Raw genomic sequence first — 19,260 nt, 5'->3', positions numbered from 1 at the left:
ACCCCCTCCGGTCGGTGATCGACCGCAGTAGCTGAAAGTGAGGCCCGCTCCCTTCGGGGGGCGGGCCTCATGCGTGTCCGCGGGGGCCGCTACGGGGTGACGGCGATGTTGGTCAGCCCCTTGCCGCCGGTCACCGTGTTGCTGCTGTAGACGGTGGTCGGGCAGCCGGAGCCGTAGTTGGTGACGTTGACCGCGAGGCGTTTGTCGCCGGTGGCGCCGGTCAGGTCGGAGGTGTTGTTCCGGAAGACGGTGCCGCAGCCCCAGCCGCTCTGCTGGGTGTGGGTCTCGTAGCCGTTGTTGCTGGTACGGGTGCCCTTGTTGTTCTCGACCAGGACGTCGTTGCCCTTCACGTCGACCCAGGAGTCGTCGAAGTGGGCGCCGGTCAGCCCGCCGCCGTCGAAGGTGTTGCCGACGATCCTGACCCCGGTGGTGCCCTCCTTGACGTCGACGTTCTCGCCGCCGACCCCCGGCCCGATCGTGTTGTTCAGGATCTGCACCCGGTCGCTCCGGTCGGAGAGGTCGTTGGCGGTGCCGACGTAGACGCCCTCGCCCATGCCGCGTCCGTCCCGCCCGGTGTCGTAGATCCGGGAGTTCTTGATGACGCCGTCCTTGCTGGACGTGCGGAAGTGGACGCCCTCCATGGTGAGTCCGTGCACGGTCACCGAGTCGATGACGACGCCGGTGGCGGCGTCGGCCATGATGCCCTTCTGGCCGCCGGTGACGGTGATGCCCTGGACGGTCCAGTAGGAGGCGCCGTTGAGATGGAGCCCGTAGCCGCCGCTCGCGGTGAGGACCGCCCCGGCCGAGCCGGTGAGGGTGATCCGGGCGCCGGCGGTGGCCGGGACGGTCGCCTTGAAGTTGCCGGTGTAGGTGCCGTCGGCGAGCCGGATCGTGTCGCCGGGGGAGGCGGCGGCGAGGGCGGACTTGAGCTGGGCGGCGGTGCTCACATCGACGGCCGCGGCCGCACCGGCCGCCGTGGCGGTGGTGGAGGCGACGGCGAGGCCGCCGGTGGCGAGGGCGGTGGCCAGCAGGGCCGGGAGCAGCGTGCGGGTGCGCATGGGGGGTGCCTTCCCGTCGAAGGAGTTCGAGGTTCTCGTACATGAATGTGGGGCGAGTCTCTGAACTTGCTGCCCAGTGACGGTAGGGACGCGGTGCGACCGTGTCAATGTCTGGACCAATGCCCGGCGGGGTGCCGGTCCGGCGTTCGGGGCGAAGGCGGGAACGCATGTGTGGTGCGGGTGGGGCGGGTGAGGTTAGGTGCGGCCCGTTGCCGGTGCCGGTGGTTCCGTACGCCTCTCAACTCCGTTGATTCCCGGCGCCGTTCGGGCTTCTGACGGTCAACGCGGCTGCTTCCGGGCGCCGGTGTGGAAGGGATCGGGGCAGGGGCGTGCGAGTACCGTTGTCCCCGCTCCGGCGCTTCCGTGCGCCGCCCGGCATGAACCGGCGGGTGAAGGGGCACAGTCCGGGAATGCATGTGCGCTGCCGGACGTTCTTCCCGACGAATACGAGGAGGAGCGGTAACCGTGCCTGATCCGCAGAGTTTGTACGAATGGGAGCCCAAGGGCCTGGCCGTCGTCGACATGGCGCTCGCCCAGGAGTCGGCCGGCCTGGTCATGCTCTACCACTTCGACGGCTACATCGACGCGGGCGAGACCGGCGAGCAGATCGTGGACAACGTGCTCGACTCGCTGCCGCACCAGGTCGTGGCCCGCTTCGACCACGACCGCCTCGTCGACTACCGCGCACGGCGCCCGTTGCTGACCTTCCGGCGCGACCGCTGGACCGCCTACGAGACCCCGACGCTGGAGGTCCGCGTCGTGCAGGACACGACGGGGGCACCGTTCCTGATGCTGTCGGGCCCCGAGCCCGATGTGGAGTGGGAGCGGTTCGCCGCCGCCGTCGAGCAGATCGTCGAGCGTCTCGGCGTCCGCCTCGCGGTGAACTTCCACGGGATCCCGATGGGCGTCCCGCACACCCGCCCCGTCGGTCTCACCCCGCACGGCAACCGCACCGACCTCATGCCCGGCCACCGCACCCCCTTCGACGAGGCGCAGGTGCCCGGCTCCGCGGCGGCCCTGGTGGAGTACCGGCTGATGGAGGCCGGACACGACGTCCTCGGCGTCGCCGCCCACGTCCCGCACTACGTGGCCCGCTCCGCGTACCCGGACGCGGCGCTCACCGCGCTGGAGGCCATCACGGCCGCCACCGGCCTGGTCCTGCCCGCCGTCGCCCACGCCCTGCGCACCGAGGCGCACCGCACCCAGACCGAGATCGAGCGGCAGATCGGCCAGGGCGACGAGGAGCTGGTCTCGCTCGTCGAGGGCCTTGAGCACCAGTACGACGCGGTCGCCGGGGCCGAGACCCGCGGCAGTCTGGTCGCCGAGCCGGTGGACCTGCCGTCCGCCGACGAGATCGGCCTGGAATTCGAGCGCTTCCTCGCGGAGCGCGAGGGCGACGTCTGACCGTTCCCGACCGCCGTGCCCCGGGCAGGGGCACCAGGCCCTGCCTTCACACTGCCGCCCGCCGTGCCCGGCCTCCGGCCGGACGACGGCACCGTGAGGACAGGGCCTATGCTTCCGGGCATGCTGAAGGTGGGCCTGACCGGCGGGATCGGCGCCGGCAAGAGTGAAGTGTCACGGCTGCTCGTCGGGTACGGGGCCGTGCTGATCGACGCGGACCGGATCGCCCGGGAGGTCGTCGAGCCGGGGACCCCGGGGCTCGCCGCCGTGGTCGCCGAGTTCGGCGAGGAGGTGCTCGCCGCCGACGGCACCCTGGACCGGCCGAAGCTCGGCTCGATCGTCTTCGCCGACGCCGACCGGCTCGCCGCGCTCAACGCGATCGTGCACCCCCTGGTCGGTGCCCGCTCCGCGGAGCTGGAGCGGGCGGCGGGGCCGGACTCGGTCGTCGTCCACGACGTCCCCCTGCTCACCGAGAACGGCCTGGCGCCCCTCTACGACCTGGTCGTCGTCGTGGACGCGAGCCCCGCGACCCAGCTCGACCGGCTGGTGCGGCTGCGCGGCATGACCGAGGCCGATGCCCGCGCCCGGATGGCCGCCCAGGCCACCCGTGAGCAGCGGCGCGCCGTGGCCGACCTGATCGTCGACAACGACGGACCCCTGGCCGGGCTGGAGCCGCAGGTGCGCGAGGTCTGGGCGGAGCTGACCCGGCGGGCCGCCGAGACCGGCTGACCCGTACGGAATACCGGGCCGGTGGCGGACGTTGCAGATCCGACGGGGCCAGGTTTCGTGTGCGACGCGACCGTGAGGCCCGGACGGAAGGACGAGAGCGTGCCCGAGAGGACCCCGGAAACCGACGTCATCGACTTCCGCGCGGCCGAACGGCTGCTGGACGCGCGTGACCCGCGCGGCGCGGTCAAGCTGCTGGATTCGGTGATCGCGGCCCATCCGGAGAACACCGCGGCCCGGCTGCTGCGGGCCCGCGCCTTCTTCGCCGCCGCCCAGCTGCGCCCCGCCGAGCTCGAATTCGAGCTGGTCCTGGAGCGCGAGCCGGACAACGCCTTCGCGCACTTCGCGCTGGCCCGCACCTTCGAGCGGTCCGGCCGCACCGACCGGGCCGCCCGGCACTTCCGGCTGGCGGCGGCGCTGGACCCGAACCCGGAGTACCTGAAGGCGGCCCGCTTCCCGGCGCAGGACTGACCGAGCGGCGGCCGCCACCGGGCGCCGGCCCCGCTCAGTGCCCGTACCGCCCGCGTCCGCCGTGGTCGGGCTCGTACGGTGGGATCCTGCGGCCCGGCTGGTAGTGCGGGCCCTGGCGCATGTGGTGGACGATCACCGCCAGATCCACCAGGACCAGCAGGAGCAGCAGCCCGCAGGCGACGGCCCAGCCGTCCCGGTCGGCCAGGGTGAAGGCGACCAGGCCGAAGAGCGCCCAGGCGAGGCCCCATAGACTCAGCCAGAGCCGCAGCCGCAGCGGACTGCGGGCCGTCATCGGTTCATTGCCGGTACGCATGGCGCATCGCCTCTCCTACCAGGATGGACCCGCGACGGTGTTTCGGCGCAGGCGACGTCTGATCGAGGGGAACGCGCGTGAACGGCACATCGTGGGAGGACCGCACCGGCCGCCGGGCAAGGGTGCGGGGCTGTCTGCTGGGCGGGGCGATCGGGGACGCGCTGGGCAACCCGGTGGAGTTCCTGTCCCTGGCCGGTATCCGGCGCGCCCACGGCGAACACGGCGTTCCGGGGCTCCTCCCGGACGACGAGGGCGTCGTCGGACGGGTCACGGACGACACACAGATGACCCTGTTCACCGCGGAAGCGCTGATCAGGGCCCACTCCCTGGCGATGGCGAAGGGGAGCGGCCAGGGCGGCCACCACGACGGCGGGGCCACGGCCCGTACCGTGCGGAACGCCTATCTGCGCTGGCTGGACACCCAGAACCACCCCGCGCCGCCGGCCCGGGGCGGCGACGACCCGGTACGGACCGGCTGGCTCCGGCAGCAGCCCTGGCTCTACGCGCGCCGCGCCCCCGGAAACGCCTGCCTGACCGGGCTCGCCACCGGCCACGTCCCCGAACCGGCCGACCGCCTCGGCGGGCACGGCCCCGTCAACACCGGCTCCAAGGGCTGCGGCACGGTGATGCGCTCGGCCCCCTTCGGGCTGGTGGGGCTCGACCCCGACGAGGCGTTCCGGCTGGCCTACTGGTGCGCGCAGATCACCCACGGCCACCCGACCGGCGCGTACGCGGCCGGGGCCTTCGCCGCGATCGTCGCCCACCTCCTGGAGGGCGACTCGACGGAGGGCGCCGTGCTGCGGGCCATGGAGCTGCTGCGCCGCCATCCGGGCCACGAGGAGACCTCCACGGCGCTGCGGGCCGCCCTCGACCTGGCCGCGCGGGGTGCGCCGACCGGCGAGAAGGTGGAGAGCCTGGGGGCGGGCTGGGTGGCCGAGGAGGCGCTGGCCATCGCCGTGTACGCCGCGCTGGTGCTGCCCGGTGCGGACCAGGTCGCCGAGGCGCTGCGGCTCTCGGTCAACCATTCGGGCGACAGCGATTCCACCGGCTCGGTCTGCGGCAACCTGCTCGGCGCCCGCCACGGCGACGTGCACCTTCCGGCGTCCTGGCTGGTGGCGACCGAGGGCCGGGCGGTCATCGGCGAGCTGGCCGACGACCTCTGCCTGGAGTTCGAGGGCACGGTGGCCTGGCCGGCCGGCCGGTACCCGGCGTACTGACGGACGGGAGCGCCGTCCGCCGGTACGCCGGGGGCGGGCGGCGCGTCAGTCGGTGAGGAGCTTGGCGCGCAGCTTGGCCACCGTGGCGTCGTCGATCCGCAGTCCCTTGCGGACGTAGCTGTCGAAGTCGCCGTAGATCTTGTCGACCTGGTCGAACGCGGCGCGCAGCCAGCTCAGTTCGACGGCCTTCGGGTTGCCCAGGTAGTCGTTGCTGGCGAGGAAGTCCGCCTCGACGGTCTCGCGCGGGACGCCGAGCAGGGTGAGAAGGACGGCGGTGCTCCAGCCGGTGCGGTCCTTGCCCGAGCTGCAGTGGTAGACCGTGGCGCCGGAGTCGTTGTTCGCGACGGCGGTGACCAGGTCGCGGAAGGCGTAGTCGGCGCCCACGAAGTTGACCATGAACGGGTAGCCGATGGACTGGCCGAGGTCGGACGAGCCGGAGAACAGCCCGGCCGCGATGGCCTCGGCCAGCGTCATCAGCGCCGAGTCGTGGAAGCGGATGCCGTGGTCGAGCGAGACGACGTCGGCGACCTGGTACGTCACCCCGGCGGGCAGCCGGTCCGGGTCCTGGTACCGCTCCACGGCGTTGCGCAGGTCGATGTCGAGGGTGAGGCGCTGGGAGAGCAGTTGCTGTTGCTCGGCGTCGCTGAGCTTGTTGATCTTGTTGGAGCGGTAGACCAGGCCGGGGCGCACCCAGCGGCCGTCGGCGGTGCGGTAGCCGCCGATGTCCCGGAAGTTGCGGGCGGAGTCGATGCCGGCCGAGCGCTCGGCGACGACGAGCGGGGAGCCGCTGTCCGGCACCAGGCGGAAGTACCAGCGCGTGGGCCCGGCGAGGGTCCCGGCGGGGACGGTCAGCGAGCCGGTGCCGGGCGCGGTGCCCACCGGGGTGCCGGTGGTGGCGTCGGGGGAGGTGGCGGCGGTGACGGTGACCGATCCGGCGCCGGACGCCCAGGAGAGCGTGTAGCCGCCGTCGGCGGTGCGCTTCGCGGTCGCGGAGGTGAACGGCACGGCGGCCCGCGTGGCGGCCTGCGCGCTCGCCGCGGGGGCCCGGTCGGCGGTGGCGGCGAGCGCGGGCGGGGTGAGCAGTGTGCCGGTGAGCAGGGCGGCCGCGACGGCTGCCTGGGCGATGCGGTGCGTGCGCATGATGCTCCTTGTCTGCGCCCCGGTCGGGGCGTGGCGGGGGGTCAGGAGGTGGGGGCGGCGGTGCACGGTGCGGCGCCGCAGACATTGATGACACGGCCGGTGGTCAGGAAGGTGGCCTTCTGCCGACGCGCGTCCGAAGAGTTGCGGGGATCGGAGTGCGGGTCGTGGCCGTACTCCGGGCCGGTGGGCGGGGTGTTGGTGACCGGCGGGGAAGGGGTGCCGCTGTCCCACACCGTCATCGCCGATTCCCGGTAAGGGAGTTGGTCGCGGTCGAGCCGCCCGATGCCCCAGTACGGGACGGTGTCCGGGCTGCGGCCGGGGGCGAGGGCCGGGGTGATCAGCCGGGCGCCGATGGTGCGCGCCTCCACCTCGGCGGCGGCGTTGGCGACCTGGTGGTCCCCGTACGCGATGTGCATCAGCACCTGGTGGCGGTCGGTGAGGTGGGCCGCGTAGCCGTTGGTCTCGCCGCGGTCCCAGACCATCTGGAAGAGCTGGAGCACGATCTGCTGGCGCAGCTTGTCCGGGTAGGAGGCGTCCAGGACCTGCTGGAACGGTGCGAAGTCGGTGCTGCGGTTGAGGAGCAGGCCGTAGTTCATGCCGGTGACGCCGAGGACGCCGCGCCGGATGTCGGGCGAGGCGGCGAGCAGGGCCCCGCCGAGGATCCCGCCCTGGCTGTTCCCGTCGTAGCCGATGCCGTGCCGGATGTCGACGAGCGGTCGGCCGTTCGTGTCGCGGAAGGCGGGGTCGGCGGTCAGCCCGGCGGGGTGGATCAGGGCGCGGGCGAGGAAGAGGGCGTTCAGCAGGCCCTGTTCGGTGCGTTCGGGGACGGCCGGGAAGAGGCTGGGATCGGTCAGCGCGCCGACCACCACGGGGATGTCCGCCTCGGCCATCCCGATCCAGTCCGTCGCGCAGAAGGTGAAGTTGTGCTCCGCCGCCATGTCCTTGACGTTGCCCGCGCCGACCTCCGCGCGGCGGCCGAGGAGGCCGTGCCCGTAGAGCGCCGGGTGCGCGGGGGACCGGAACGCGGAACGCGGTATCTCGCACCGGAACTCGGCCAGCTGGGTGCTGCCCGCCAGGTGCCGGGGCAGCCCGTCGCGGCCGCGGTGCAGTACGGAGCCGGGCGGGCCGCCGGGCTCGTCCAGATAGCCGGGCACCTCGATCCGGCCGGTCACCTCGCGAGCGATCCGGGGGTCCTGTTCGGCGGTGAAGTCGGTGACACCGGTGACGGTGTACGCCGGTGACCGGCCGCCGAGCCGGCGGAACGCGTCGTCGCGCACGGCGAAGAGGTCGCCGCTGAGGCTCCGGGTGCTCGCGACGGTGAAGTCCCAGGCGAGGTGGAGCCCTTCGGTCCGTACCCCGGCCCGGCGCAGCGCCGTCAGCGCGGGCCGCAGCCGGTCCTGCCGGGCGCGCAGCGGGTGCCCGGTGGGCAGGGCCGCTCCGGCGACGGCCGCGAACGGTGCGGCGGCCGGGATCGTGTCCCCGGCCCGGTCCCGGAGGCCGCGCAGGGCCACGGCGTAGTGGTGGCCCTCGTGGAGGTTGCGGGCGGGGTGGATCAGCAGGGCCCGGCGGGCGGGGTCGGTGGCGTTGGCGTCGGCCTCGGCCCAGTACGGCCACCGCCGGCCGGTCGTGGTGTCCAGCAGGACCACCGGGGCGTCCGGGGCGAGGGAGCGGCCGATGTCGGTGAGCGGGGCCGTTCCGGTGGCCGCCGGGTCGAGGCCGGGGACGTGCGCGATCAGCGTCGAGCCGGGGGAGAAGCCGTCGGAGCGGTTCCAGGCCGTCGGGTCGACGGGGCGGCCGGCGGCGCCGGGCGGCAGCGCGGCGGTGTCGAAGGCGACCCGTCGGCCGGTGTCGGTGGCCGGATCGGGCCGGGTGTACCAGTCGTTCGGGAAAGGCAGCAGGCACTCGGTGGGGGCCAGCGGGTCGCAGCCCGCCCCGGACGCCCCGGCGGCGCGGGCCGCGGGGGCGTCCGGGACGAGCAGGGCGGCGGCGCCGAGCGCCACCGCCAGCAGCCCGCGCAGCAGACGGTGACGCAAGGCCGGTCAGCTCCCCTGGATGTGCGCGCCGATGATGGCGGCGTAGTTGGCCTCGCCCCTCTTGTTGGGGTGCAGCGGGGCGGCGGCCGCGGTCGGTACGTACCCCTCGACCCACTTGTCCGACGGGGCCTGGCAGGAGTCGTGGCCCTTGCTGGGGGTGGCGAGGTCGATGTACTCGGCGCCGTGCGCGGCGCTCTGCTCGGCGATCACCGCGTTCATCCGGTCGACGCTGCCCTGGAGGAAGTCGGCGTCCACCGGGAGCACCGGCTGGAGCGGCCAGCAGCCGCCGGGCTTGATGTACAGCCCGTACCCCGTGACGATCACCCGGGCCTGCGGCGAGCGCTGGTGGATCGCGTCCAGCACGGTGCCGAGCTTCGGCGCGAACGCGGCGATGCGCTGCCCGATCTGGTCCACCCCGCCCTCGTTGTACTTCTCCTTGCACGGAGTGGCGTTCGGGTCGAGGGTGGTGCACTTCTGCGCGATGCCGACCAGGCCGGCGTCGTTGCCGCCGATGGTCAGCGTGACCAGGTCGGTGTCGGCCCGCAGCGCGTCGAACTGGGGCGGCGCCGAACCCATCGGGATGTCGAGCACCGACAGCGACTGCGCCTCGGTCATGTGCTTGGACGCGGCGCCGCTGCAGGTCACGTCGGTCAGCGACGCGCCGAGCCGGGAGGCGAGCTCGTGCGGGTAGTTGTGCGTGGAGCGGCCGCAGGCCAGCGGGCCCGTGAAGTCCGGGATGAGCGGACCGGAGGCCATCGAGTCGCCGAGCGCGACGTAGGAGAGGGCACCGGCCTCGGCGGCGGAGGCCGGAACCGCACCCGTCCCCACGGCCAGACCGGCCAGGGCGAGTACCCCGGCAGCAGTTCTGACGGTCCGACAGAAACCCTTGTTCTGGGGCAGGTTCACAACATCCTCCGACGGTGGGGGCGGGACGTGGCATGGCGTGTGACGCGGGCCATCATGCAGACTCGGGTGCCGTCGTTTAACTGGTGGGTAACGCAGACTTCCGCGGGGGAACTTGTGACGCGTGACAACCGGCCGCCCGTCGCCACGGGGGAGTCCGGCGCCACGGAAGGGCCGAAGGACCGGCCGCTGGCCATCGCCGGGCGCCCGGTGGCCGCCCAGCTGAGAGCCCGGGTGCCCGCCCTGACCGGCCGGGTCGTGGCCCGGCTCCTCGCCGATCTGCCGGTCTACGCCGACCTGCCGCACGAGGAGATCTCCGGCGACATCGCCGACATCGTCCAGCACAATCTGCGGCTCTTCGCCGATGTCGTCGAGCACCGCCGCCCCGCCACCGACGCCGAACTCGCCCAGCAGCGCGACTCCGCGGCCCAGCGCGCCGAGGAGGGCGTGCCGCTGGACGCGATCCTCACCGCCTACCAGGTCGGCACCGCGATGTGCTGGCAGGAGACCGCGAAGGGGGCGCTCCCCGGCGACCTGCCCACGGTCCTGGAGATCATGGACCGCATCATGGTCCTCCAGCAGCAGCTGACCTCCGCCGTCAGCAGCGCGTACCTGGAGGCCCGGCAGATCCTCGACAGCCAGGACCACGGCGGCCGGCACGCCCTGATGGCCGCGCTACTGACCGGCGAACCCCTGGACCGGTTCGCCCACCGCACCGGACTGCGCCCGGCCGCCCGCTACCTCACGATGACGCTCTCGCTGGCCCCGCACCCCGACGAGCTGAACCAGCCGCCGGGGCCGGGCGCGGGCGTCGCCGCCCGGCGCAAGATCCGCCGCGTCCGCACGGCCCTGGACCACTTCGCCGGTACGCCGGTGCTCACCGCCCTCGACGCCTCCGGCGGCACGGTGCTGCTGCCCGCCGCCGGGCCGCCGCGCTGGCACGGGCCGGGCGGGCTGTCCGAGCTGATCGAGGAGGCGGCCCGCGCGGCCGGGGTGCCCATCACGGCCGCGGCGGAGACCGCCGAACCGGAGGCGGTGCCGTCCGCCGTGGCCCGCAACACCGAGATCGTCGAGCTGGTCGTCCGTACCGGACGGCCACCGGGCCTGTACCGGCTGGCCGATGTGCTGCTGGAGTACCAGCTCAGCCGACCCAGCGAGGCCCTGCGCGGGCTCGCGCGGCTCCTGGACCCGCTGGAGGCGAAGCCGGAGCTGCTGCGCACCCTGGAGACCTACCTCGAACTGGGCCTGGACCGGCGGGCCACGGCGGCGGCCCTGCACATCCACCCCAACACCGTCGACTACCGGATCCGCCGCATCGACCGGCTGACCGGGCTCTCCCCGGCCCGCCCGGCCGATCTCCAGCACCTCAGCGCGGCGCTGGTGGCCCGCCGTTCGGTGTGAGCGGGGGCGCGGACGGAACCCCGCCGGACGGCCGTTCGTTCGACCGCACATGAGCGGACAACGGGTACGTGAGGGCTATACGGGTACGGGCCCCGGCGCGATCACGCCGGACGGCTGCGCCGTCGAGCTGTACCGGCGGCTGCCGGTGAGGGACGAGCCGGACGTGATCGCCGCGGCCGTGCCCGCCGGGGCGAGCATCCTGGAACTGGGCTGCGGAGTGGGCCGGGTGACCGGTCCGCTGGCCGAGCGGGGTTTCCGGGTCACCGCCGTGGACGAGTCCCCGCAGATGCTGGAGCACGTGCGGGGCGCCGTCCGTACCGTGTGCGCCCCGATCGAGTCGCTGGACCTCGGCGAGGAGCGGTTCGACGTGGTGATGCTGGCCTCGTTCCTGGTCCACGCGGGCGACGAGCGGGTCCGCGACGGGCTGCTGCGCACCTGCCGCGGACACGTCGCGGACGGCGGCGTCGTGCTTCTCCAGCGCGAGGGCGCCGACTACCGCCTGGACCTGCCGAAGGAGCGGACCTACCCGGAGGGCCACACCGTACGGATCGTCTCCGCGGAGCCGGTGGGCGACGGGGTGGACTCCATCCACGTGGAGTACGTCTTCGACGACGCGCGATGGACGCAGACGTTCCGGTCGCGGGAGCTGTCGAAGGAACGGTTCGAGACATGTCTGGCGGAGGCCGGGCTGGCCGTCGACCGGTACCTCACGGACGACGGCATATGGGTGCGTGCCGTGCCCGTGCGGGTCGTTCCCTGAAGGAGCGGTCCCGGCCGACGCGGTCAGTGGACCGTCGTGAAGCTGCGCCAGAGCAGGGCGGGCGGTGCCTTGACGTCGCTGAGCGACCGTCCGAGGTAGGTCGTGCCCGGGCCGGTGCAGTCGCGCGTGCGGTAGAGGACGAGGTCGACCAGCGTGTTGTTGGTGATCGCCTTCGCACCCGGGGCGAGCCGGTGGCACCCCTTCACGGGCGGGCTGTTGATCGTGACCACCGCGTTCCGCTGCGTCGAGTAGATGACCGGCCCGACCGCGGTCCGGCCGAGGCCGGAGCAGCCTGCGACGGTGAGGGTCAGGAGCGCGGTCCCGGCCGCGATGCCGAGGCGGCGGCGTCGATGGGCGATCACGGGCATGGGCGGATCCTCGTCTGTCTGTCGCTCGTGCGGGGCTGATACGTCCGACTGTCCTGTCCGGAGCTTCCCCGTCCTGTCCAGGCCGGGGCGCTTCGTCCGACGCTGGCCACCCTGCCCGCTCGCCGGGGCCGCGGCATCCGCTGCGCGGCCGGGTGGGGGACGGTCTTGCCGGACCATGTTCACATGGGGTGATTTCCGACATACCGTGGTATCAGCGACTGACTCGTTCACCTGGAGCGCTCCAGGTGGTTTCCGGCTTTCAGGGGGCCGTCATGGTCCAGGAGCTCGTGATCGCGATAGTGGCGGCGATCTCGGCCGTCGTGCTGTACGCGGCAGCGGGAGCCAAGGTCGTCAAGCAGTACGAGCGGGGCGTCGTGCTGAGGCTCGGCCGGCTCCGCGACGACGTGCGCGGCCCCGGCTTCACCATGGTGCTGCCCGGCATCGAGCGGCTGCGCAAGGTCAACATGCAGATCGTGACGATGCCGGTCCCGGCGCAGGACGGAATCACCCGGGACAACGTGACGGTACGGGTGGACGCGGTCATCTACTTCAAGGTGGTCGACGCGGCGAGCGCCCTGATCCAGGTCGAGGACTACCGGTTCGCGGTCTCGCAGATGGCGCAGACCTCGCTGCGGTCCATCATCGGCAAGAGCGATCTGGACGATCTGCTGTCCAACCGGGAGAAGCTGAACCAAGGCCTGGAGCTCATGATCGACAGCCCCGCGGTCGGCTGGGGCGTGCAGATCGACCGGGTGGAGATCAAGGACGTCTCGCTGCCGGAGACGATGAAGCGCTCCATGGCCCGCCAGGCCGAGGCCGACCGTGAGCGGCGTGCCCGGGTCATCAACGCGGACGCCGAACTCCAGGCGTCGAAGAAGCTCGCCGAGGCGGCGGGCGCGATGTCGGCGGAGCCCGCCGCGCTCCAACTGCGGCTGCTGCAGACCGTGGTGGCGGTCGCGGCGGAGAAGAACTCCACGCTGGTGCTGCCGTTCCCGGTGGAGCTGCTCCGCTTCCTGGAACGGGCCGCCCAGCCGGAAGCGGCACCGTCGCCCGCGCCGTCTCAGCAGGCCCCCGCACAGCAGGCCGCACCGCAGCAGCCCGTACAACAGCAGCCCGCGCAGCAGCAGCGGCCCGCCCGGCCGAAGCCGCAGCCGCCGCTGCGCTCCGCGGCGCGTTCCCCCCGGCCGAAGCCGCTCGCCCGGCACTGACCCCGGGCCGCTCCCTCCCGCTCCGTACCGGCTCTGACCTGCGGGGACGCCTGGCCGGCCGGTCGGTTGTCGGACCCCCCGCCTAGACTCGGCAGGAGTTATCGGGAGTACGACGGTCACGACGGCCGGAGCGGGAGGGGAGGCGTGGAGATGGGTGCGGCACACCACCGGCAGCAGGACGTTTCCGCTGCCCGCCTGCTGAGCTGTGCCGCCGTGTTCCTGCCCGCGCCGCTGCCGAGGGACGGCAACGTCGCCTTCTGGGATCCGGACGGCGGCCCGCTCCCGGACCCGGCCGGGATCTGCCGGAACCCCGCCGACCCGGAGGGCCCGGCTCCCGGTGCGCGTACGGCCGAGATCACCGTCGTCCGCCCATACGGGGACGGGGTGCGCGGGTGCGAGGTCCCCGCGGTGCTGCTGCCCGTCGCCGACGCGCTGCCGCTGCTCGTCCGGGCCCGGCACCAAGCATCGGCCCATCCCGCGACGCGGTGCTGGGGCGCCGCCGCGCTCCAGGCGCTCCATCTGGCCGCGCGCGGCCGCCTCCTCCCCGGGCTGACCAGCGAGGACCACGACGCCTGGCGGGCCGGCCCGCGCGACGCCGAGGACGTCGCCCACCTCAGGGCCGTCGCCGCCGCCCTGCCGCCGGAGGGCAACGCGGTCCCGCTGCCGGACCGCACCCCGCTCCGGGTCGCCGACCCCCAGTGGCTGGTCGGCGCGTTTCTCGACGCCGTCGCCGACACCCTGCCCCGTACGCCCGCCGCGGCGTACGCGATGGGCGCCCCGTTCGCCGCCCGCGAGGCCCAGCACCTGCCGGACGCCCGCGCCTGGGCGGTCGAGGCGGCGTCCGGCCTCGACGCGGGGGTACGGGTCTCGCTCCGGCTCGACCTGTCGGCCTTCGAACTCTTCGACACCTCCGGCCCCGACGCGGCCCCCGGCGCCCGCGACGACACCGGCCCGCAGGGCGCTCCGGAGCCGTCCGGCGCCCGTCATGCCGCCGCCGCGGTCACCCAGGTGCACAGCCTCGCCGACCCCACCCACGTCACCGACGCCGCCGCGCTGTGGAACGGTGAGGCGGGCGAGCCGTTCGGCCCCCGCGCCCGGGTCGACGCCGTGCTCGCCCTGCGCCGGGCGGCCCGCGTCTGGGGCCCGCTGGAGCGGCTGCTGGACCAGCCGGTGCCCGATGTGCTCGCCCTGACGGAGGACGAGCTGTACGAGCTGCTCGGCGACGCCGGGGCCCGGCTGGCGGCGGCCGGGGTGAGCGTCCACTGGCCCCGGGACCTCGTCCGCTCGCTCACCGCCACCGCCGTGGTCCGGCCCGCGCCCGGCTCGGCCACCGACGGCACCTCGTTCTTCGACGCCGACCGGCTCTTCGCCTTCGACTGGCAGCTCTCGCTGGGCGACGACCGGCTCACCGAGGCCGAGATGGACGTCCTCGCGGAGGCCCACCGCCCGGTGGTGCGCCTGCGGGACCGCTGGGTCGTCGTCGACCCCGCGCTCGTACGCAAGGCACGCAAGCGGGAGCTGGGCCTGCTCGATCCGGTCGACGCCCTCGCCGTCGCCCTGACCGGCACCGCCGAGGTCGACGGGGAACAGGTCGAGGCGGTGCCGGTCGGCGCACTGGCCGCGCTCCGCACCCGTATCACCGACGACGGCGCCACCGTCGCCCCGCCGCCCGGTCTGGCCGCCACGCTCCGCGACTACCAGCTGCGCGGCCTCGCCTGGCTGGACCGGATGACCTCCCTCGGCCTGGGCGGCTGCCTCGCCGACGACATGGGCCTGGGCAAGACGATCACCCTCATCGCCCTCCACCTCCACCGGGCCCGCCCCGAACCCACCCTGGTCATCTGCCCCGCCTCCCTCCTGGGCAACTGGCACCGGGAGATCGGCCGCTTCGCCCCCGGCGTACCGGTTCGCCGCTTCCACGGCACCGACCGCACCCTCGACGGAACGGACGGCGGCTTCGTCCTCACCACGTACGGCACGATGCGCTCCAGCGCCGCGCAGCTCGCCGGACACGGCTGGGGGCTGATCGTCGCCGACGAGGCACAGCACGTGAAGAACCCGCAGTCCTCCACCGCCAAGGCGCTGCGCACCATCCCGGCCCCGGCCCGGGTCGCCCTCACCGGCACCCCCGTGGAGAACAACCTCTCCGAGCTGTGGGCCCTGCTCGACTGGACCACGCCCGGACTGCTCGGCCCGCTCAAGGCGTTCCGCGCCCGGCACGCCCGTATCGTCGAGAGCTCCGGCACGGCCGCCGGACTCGACAACGACGAGGCGGTCGAACGGCTCTCCCGCCTGGTCCGGCCCTTCCTCCTGCGCCGCAGGAAGTCCGACCCGGGGATCGCCCCCGAGCTGCCGCCCAAGACGGAGACCGACCACCCCGTCTTCCTCACCCGCGAGCAGGTCACGCTCTACGAGGCGGCGGTCCGCGAGACGATGGCCTTCATCGAGGAGTCCGAGGGCATGGCCCGGCGCGGCCTGGTCATGAAGCTGCTCGCCTCGCTCAAGCAGATCTGCAACCACCCCGCGCAGTACCTGAAGGAGGAGCCGACGCGGCTCGTCGGCCGCTCCGGGAAGCTCGCCCTGCTCGACGAGCTCCTCGACACGATCCTCGCCGAGGACGGCTCCGTCCTCGTCTTCACCCAGTACGTCTCCATGGCCAGACTCCTCTCCGCGCACCTCACCTCCCGGGGCGTCCCCTCCCAGCTCCTGCACGGCGGCACACCGGTCGCCGAGCGCCAGCGGATGGTGGACCGGTTCCAGTCCGGCGAGGTCCCCGTCTTCCTGCTCTCCCTCAAGGCGGCGGGTACCGGCCTCAACCTCACCCGGGCCGCCCATGTCGTGCACTACGACCGCTGGTGGAATCCGGCCGTTGAGGAACAGGCGACCGACCGGGCCTACCGCATCGGCCAGACCCAGCCCGTACAGGTCCACCGGCTGATCGCGGAAGGCACCGTCGAGGACCGGATCGGCGAGCTGCTGGAGGCCAAGCGCGCCTTGGCCGACACGGTCCTCGGCACCGGCGAGAGCGCCCTGACCGAGCTCAGCGACCGCGATCTGGCCGACCTCGTCTCGCTCCGGAGGCCGACGTGAGCCCCCGCCCGCACACCGCCCCGGCCCCCCGCCGCCCCGCGGTGCGTCCCCGTCCCGGCCCCGACGACCTGCGCCGCACCTTCGAGGCCGTACCGCCCCGCACCTCGCGGGGCGACGAGCCCTTCGCGGACAGCTGGTGGGGCCGTGCCTGGGTGGCCGCCCTGGAGTCCCTGTCGATGGACGACGCCCGGCTCTCCCGGGGGCGTGCCTACGCCGACAGCGGCAAGGTCGCCGCGATCACCGTCACCCCGGGCCGGGTCGTCGCCTACGTCCACGGCAGCCGGGTGCGCCCCTACCGCTGCGAGCTGCGGCTGCGGGCCTTCGACGACCCCGACTGGGACACCTTCCTCGACGCCGTCGCGGCCCGCCCCGGCCACCTCGCCGCGCTGCTGACCAAGGAGATGCCGCACTCGCTGGCCGACATGGCGGCCGCGTCCGGCATCGGGCTGCTGCCCGCCCCGGGGGACCTCGACCCCGACTGCACCTGCCCGGACCACGGCCGCCCCTGCAAGCACGTGGCCGCGCTCTGCTACCAGACGGCGCGGCTGCTGGACGCCGACCCGTTCGTCCTCCTGCTGCTGCGCGGCCGGGGCGAGCGGGAGCTGCTGGAGGAGCTCGGCCGCCGCAACGCCGCCCACTCTGCCCGGGAACGCCCCGCGACCCCCGAGATCCCGTCCGTCCCGGCCGCCGAGGCCCTCGCCGCCCGCTATCTCCCGCAGCCGCCCGCCCCGCTGCCGGTGCCGCCGCACCCCGCGCAGCCCCCCTCGTACCCGAGCCTGCCCGGGGCGCGCGACCCGCTCGCCCTCGACCACCTCGCCACGGACGCGGCCTCCCGCGCGCACGCGCTCCTCACCACCGGGGCCGACCCGGTCGCCGGGCTCACCACCTGGCAGGACGCGGTGCGGCTGGCCGCCTCCGGCCCCACCGCCGGACTCACCGCCACCACCCGCGCGCTCTACCGCGAGCTGGCCCACGCCACCGGCCGCACCACCACCGACCTGGCCCGGGCGGTCGCGGCCTGGCGCCAGGGCGGTGCCGAAGGGCTCGCCGTCCTCGAAACCGTCTGGGACCCTCCGGCGGGCCCGTTCGACCGGGCCCGACCGGCGCTCTCGGCGGCCGGCTTCCCCCGGTTCCACCCCCGGCGCAACCACCTCACCCACCCCGGCGGCACGCTCCAGCTCCGCTTCGGCCACGACGGCCGCTGGTACGGCTACGAGTCCGAGCCGGAGGAGGACGACTGGTGGCCCCGCGCGACCCCCCGTACCGACCCGGTGGACGCGCTCATGGAGCTGAGCGGCGACTGACCGGCGTGGCGGGAGCCCGTCGCGCCGCTGCCCGGCCCGGGAGCCGTCGGAACGCCAGGAGCTGTCGGCCCGTCAGGAGCCGCCGGACTGGCGGGGGTTGGCAGGCTCTCAGGAGTTTTCGAGCCAGGCGAAGAGCGCGATCAGCAGCACGGCGACGATCGGCAGCACGATCAGCCGCGCCTTGCGGAACCCCTCGTCCTCCCGCTGGGACAGGGCCCCCTCGGCGCCGTGCGCCGACGCCAGGTGCTCGGCGGCCATGTCGTCGATCCGCCGCGTGGTCAGCAGCGACGGCGACCAGTCGCAGTGCGCGCAGACGACGAAGTCGCGGTACGGCTCGTACCGGAAGTCCCGTTCGATCCGGACGGTGTACTCCCGGCCGTCCGCCGCCGTGGCCGTCAAATGTCGTACTGGTGTGCCCATGTGGATCGTGCCCCGTTCCGTACGCATGGCGGGTCCGGTACCCGGCCGCGGCACAGTACCCCGGCCGGACGGTCCTGGTCCCGGCGCGGTCGGCGGGACGGCGGGGCGTCCACGGGCAACCCGGGCCGAGTCCGGCTGCTCGCGGGAGGAACCGGCCGGCGAAGAAGCCGCGGGTCAGAAGTCGGCGGTGGTGCGCTCATCGACGCGGGCGACCGAGTCCTGGGCGTAGGTCCTCTCGTAGGCGTCGCGGATCCGCTCGATCCGGGCGTCGCGCACACGGGCCTCGGACGCGGGGTAGAGCAGGGTCAGCTCATAGCTGCGTTCCCGCTCGATGACGCCGTGGGAGTCCCGCCACTGCCCCCGGCCGTCCTGGACGGTCAGCCCGTCCGGGAAGCGCGGTGCGCCGCTTTGGACGGGAAGGGCCGGAGGGGCCGGAGGAGCCGGTGGGGCGAGGAGGAACGGGCACGGCAGGGCCTCTCTGCGGGATCCGGGAAGAGGGGGAGGGGCGGGTGCGGCGGTGCGCACGTCCGCGCGGCCACTGTGGCAAGCCGCGCCCGGGGGCTGAGGGCGGGACATGGGTGTCCACGGCGGCCTCGCGCGGAATCCACCCGTACGGCCCGGCCCGGCTCGTCTCCCCGCCGTGAACGACCATATGAAAATACGTTTGTTGGGCTCGTTGCTGGATTGCTAGGTTCCCGGTGTGGCGAAACTCAATCAGATCATCGCAGTGGAGAAGGGCGTCAAGTCCAAGGCACACCAGGACCTGACGGCGGCTCATCACGGCCTCCAGAAGGCGGGCCTGCTGGCCGGGCTCTCGCGTACGTACCAGCCGAAGGACGAGGAGGGCGAGCAGCTGCCGCCCGAGTCGACGCTGGTGCAGATCAAGGCCGAGGACGTGCTGCGGGAGACCGCGGCGACCCTGACCCGGCTCTTCGATGTGACCGCCACGAAGGACTGGGCCAACTGCACGGCCCGCGCGGACGTGAAGGTCGACGGGCGGGTGCTCGTGAGCGACGTGCCGGTCTCGTACCTGCTCTTCCTGGAGAAGCAGCTGACGGACCTCAACACCTTCGTCCGCAAGCTGCCGGTGCTCGACGCGGCCGAGGCATGGGTCCAGGACCCGTCGACGGACTCCTGGAAGACGGAGCCGGTGCGGACCCTCCGTACGAAGAAGGTGCCCCGCAACCATGTGAAGGCGGAGGCCACCGACAAGCACCCGGCCCAGGTCGAGGTCTACTACGAGGACATCCCGATCGGCTACTGGACGACGGTGAAGTTCTCCGGCGCCCTGCCCGCGCGCCGTGTCAACGAGCTGCTGGACCGGGTGGAGAAGCTCCAGCAGGCCGTGAAGTACGCCCGCGAGGAGGCCAACGGCGTGGAGGTCACGGACCAGCGGGTGGGTGATGCGGTATTCGGTTACCTCTTCGGGTGACCGACCATTGACTCC

17 protein-coding genes and 1 pseudogene are annotated in these 19,260 nt (G+C 73.6%); 10 read left to right on the top strand and 8 right to left on the bottom strand.

The genetic code is table 11. The annotated features are described in order from the left end of the window. Positions 1-89: 89 nt before the first annotated feature. Complete coding sequence (locus ACWC97_RS26200; protein WP_450651899.1) at positions 90-1,058, bottom strand: right-handed parallel beta-helix repeat-containing protein; 969 nt, start codon at positions 1,056-1,058, stop codon at positions 90-92. Positions 1,059-1,523: 465 nt separating this feature from the next. Here ACWC97_RS26200 and ACWC97_RS26195 point away from each other — a divergent pair, with 465 nt between their 5' ends. The 3 genes from ACWC97_RS26195 to ACWC97_RS26185 all read left to right on the top strand — a co-directional run bounded on the left by ACWC97_RS26195 (position 1,524) and on the right by ACWC97_RS26185 (position 3,656). Continuing rightward, positions 1,524-2,462, top strand: coding sequence for a PAC2 family protein (locus ACWC97_RS26195; protein WP_352274988.1), 939 nt, complete (start codon positions 1,524-1,526; stop codon positions 2,460-2,462). A 120-nt stretch (positions 2,463-2,582) separates the two neighbouring features. Then, positions 2,583-3,188, top strand: a complete 606-nt coding sequence (gene coaE / locus ACWC97_RS26190) for a dephospho-CoA kinase (protein WP_352274989.1) — start codon at positions 2,583-2,585, stop codon at positions 3,186-3,188. Between the two features lie 99 nt (positions 3,189-3,287). Then, positions 3,288-3,656, top strand: a complete 369-nt coding sequence (locus tag ACWC97_RS26185) for a tetratricopeptide repeat protein (protein ID WP_352274990.1) — start codon at positions 3,288-3,290, stop codon at positions 3,654-3,656. Between the two features lie 34 nt (positions 3,657-3,690). Here the strand turns inward: ACWC97_RS26185 and ACWC97_RS26180 are convergent, their stop codons facing one another. Further along, positions 3,691-3,969, bottom strand: coding sequence for a DUF6343 family protein (locus ACWC97_RS26180; protein ID WP_352274991.1), 279 nt, complete (start codon positions 3,967-3,969; stop codon positions 3,691-3,693). Between the two features lie 77 nt (positions 3,970-4,046). On the opposite strand from ACWC97_RS26180, the gene ACWC97_RS26175 reads away from it, so the two are divergent. Then, positions 4,047-5,186 (top strand): ADP-ribosylglycohydrolase family protein, encoded by a 1,140-nt coding sequence (locus ACWC97_RS26175; RefSeq protein WP_352274992.1) that lies wholly within the window; start codon positions 4,047-4,049, stop codon positions 5,184-5,186. A 45-nt stretch (positions 5,187-5,231) separates the two neighbouring features. On the opposite strand, the gene ACWC97_RS26170 is transcribed toward ACWC97_RS26175, so the two are convergent. Genes ACWC97_RS26170 through ACWC97_RS26160 form a run of 3 tightly spaced genes read right to left on the bottom strand, consistent with a single transcriptional unit; the run spans position 5,232 to position 9,265 of the window. After that, a complete protein-coding gene (locus tag ACWC97_RS26170) occupies positions 5,232-6,326 on the bottom strand; it encodes a tyrosine-protein phosphatase (RefSeq protein WP_352274993.1) in 1,095 nt (364 codons plus the stop codon). Between the two features lie 41 nt (positions 6,327-6,367). After that, entirely contained in the window at positions 6,368-8,359 is a 1,992-nt protein-coding gene (locus ACWC97_RS26165) for a hypothetical protein (RefSeq protein WP_450651895.1), read from the bottom strand. Between the two features lie 6 nt (positions 8,360-8,365). Then, on the bottom strand, positions 8,366-9,265 hold the full coding sequence (locus tag ACWC97_RS26160; RefSeq protein WP_450651893.1) for an SGNH/GDSL hydrolase family protein: 900 nt from the start codon (positions 9,263-9,265) through the stop codon (positions 8,366-8,368). 186 nt (positions 9,266-9,451) lie between these two features. On the opposite strand from ACWC97_RS26160, the gene ACWC97_RS26155 reads away from it, so the two are divergent. Together ACWC97_RS26155 and ACWC97_RS26150 are read left to right on the top strand one after the other, a co-directional pair. After that, positions 9,452-10,663 carry a PucR family transcriptional regulator gene (locus ACWC97_RS26155; protein ID WP_450651950.1) on the top strand — a complete coding sequence of 404 codons (1,212 nt, stop codon included), beginning with the start codon at positions 9,452-9,454 and terminating at the stop codon, positions 10,661-10,663. A gap of 49 nt (positions 10,664-10,712) precedes the next feature. After that, positions 10,713-11,423: a class I SAM-dependent methyltransferase gene (locus ACWC97_RS26150; RefSeq protein ID WP_450651891.1), complete on the top strand. Its 711-nt coding sequence runs from the start codon at positions 10,713-10,715 to the stop codon at positions 11,421-11,423. Positions 11,424-11,446: 23 nt separating this feature from the next. Here the strand turns inward: ACWC97_RS26150 and ACWC97_RS26145 are convergent, their stop codons facing one another. Further along, the gene (locus tag ACWC97_RS26145) at positions 11,447-11,791 is read right to left on the bottom strand and encodes a hypothetical protein (RefSeq protein WP_352274997.1); all 345 of its coding nucleotides are present in this window, start codon (positions 11,789-11,791) and stop codon (positions 11,447-11,449) included. A 272-nt stretch (positions 11,792-12,063) separates the two neighbouring features. Between ACWC97_RS26145 and ACWC97_RS26140 the strand changes: the two genes are divergently transcribed. The 3 genes from ACWC97_RS26140 to ACWC97_RS26130 all read left to right on the top strand — a co-directional run bounded on the left by ACWC97_RS26140 (position 12,064) and on the right by ACWC97_RS26130 (position 17,393). Beyond that, positions 12,064-12,999 (top strand): slipin family protein, encoded by a 936-nt coding sequence (locus ACWC97_RS26140; RefSeq protein WP_450651889.1) that lies wholly within the window; start codon positions 12,064-12,066, stop codon positions 12,997-12,999. A gap of 150 nt (positions 13,000-13,149) precedes the next feature. Beyond that, positions 13,150-16,089 (top strand): DEAD/DEAH box helicase, encoded by a 2,940-nt coding sequence (locus tag ACWC97_RS26135; protein WP_450651887.1) that lies wholly within the window; start codon positions 13,150-13,152, stop codon positions 16,087-16,089. After that, positions 16,086-17,393 (top strand): SWIM zinc finger family protein, encoded by a 1,308-nt coding sequence (locus ACWC97_RS26130; protein WP_450651885.1) that lies wholly within the window; start codon positions 16,086-16,088, stop codon positions 17,391-17,393. The genes ACWC97_RS26135 and ACWC97_RS26130 overlap by 4 nt, the downstream gene beginning before the upstream one ends. Before the next feature lie 108 nt (positions 17,394-17,501). Here ACWC97_RS26130 and ACWC97_RS26125 read toward each other — a convergent pair whose 3' ends face one another. After that, complete coding sequence (locus ACWC97_RS26125) at positions 17,502-17,840, bottom strand: hypothetical protein (RefSeq protein WP_450651883.1); 339 nt, start codon at positions 17,838-17,840, stop codon at positions 17,502-17,504. 147 nt (positions 17,841-17,987) lie between these two features. Continuing rightward, positions 17,988-18,212: pseudogene (locus tag ACWC97_RS26120) on the bottom strand (DUF3574 domain-containing protein); the annotation flags it as partial. Positions 18,213-18,513: 301 nt separating this feature from the next. Between ACWC97_RS26120 and ACWC97_RS26115 the strand changes: the two are divergent. Continuing rightward, on the top strand, positions 18,514-19,245 hold the full coding sequence (locus tag ACWC97_RS26115) for a DUF7873 family protein (RefSeq protein WP_385211426.1): 732 nt from the start codon (positions 18,514-18,516) through the stop codon (positions 19,243-19,245). Positions 19,246-19,260 lie beyond the last annotated feature (15 nt).

The sequence above is a fragment of the Streptomyces sp. NPDC001108 genome, assembly GCF_053598535.1.
Note: the sequence above shows the minus strand (reverse complement) of the source record. Positions and strands in the feature narration are given on the sequence as shown.

Excerpts from the sequence above, each read along its gene's own strand:
- ACWC97_RS26200 (WP_450651899.1), bottom strand. The coding sequence starts at position 1,058 with ATGCGCACCCGCACGCTGCTCCCGGCCCTGCTGGCCACCGCCCTCGCC.
- coaE (WP_352274989.1), top strand. The coding sequence starts at position 2,583 with ATGCTGAAGGTGGGCCTGACCGGCGGGATCGGCGCCGGCAAGAGTGAA.
- ACWC97_RS26180 (WP_352274991.1), bottom strand. The coding sequence starts at position 3,969 with ATGCGTACCGGCAATGAACCGATGACGGCCCGCAGTCCGCTGCGGCTG.
- ACWC97_RS26170 (WP_352274993.1), bottom strand. The coding sequence starts at position 6,326 with ATGCGCACGCACCGCATCGCCCAGGCAGCCGTCGCGGCCGCCCTGCTC.
- ACWC97_RS26150 (WP_450651891.1), top strand. The coding sequence starts at position 10,713 with ATGAGCGGACAACGGGTACGTGAGGGCTATACGGGTACGGGCCCCGGC.
- ACWC97_RS26145 (WP_352274997.1), bottom strand. The coding sequence starts at position 11,791 with ATGCCCGTGATCGCCCATCGACGCCGCCGCCTCGGCATCGCGGCCGGG.
- ACWC97_RS26140 (WP_450651889.1), top strand. The coding sequence starts at position 12,064 with ATGGTCCAGGAGCTCGTGATCGCGATAGTGGCGGCGATCTCGGCCGTC.
- ACWC97_RS26135 (WP_450651887.1), top strand. The coding sequence starts at position 13,150 with ATGGGTGCGGCACACCACCGGCAGCAGGACGTTTCCGCTGCCCGCCTG.
- ACWC97_RS26125 (WP_450651883.1), bottom strand. The coding sequence starts at position 17,840 with ATGCGTACGGAACGGGGCACGATCCACATGGGCACACCAGTACGACAT.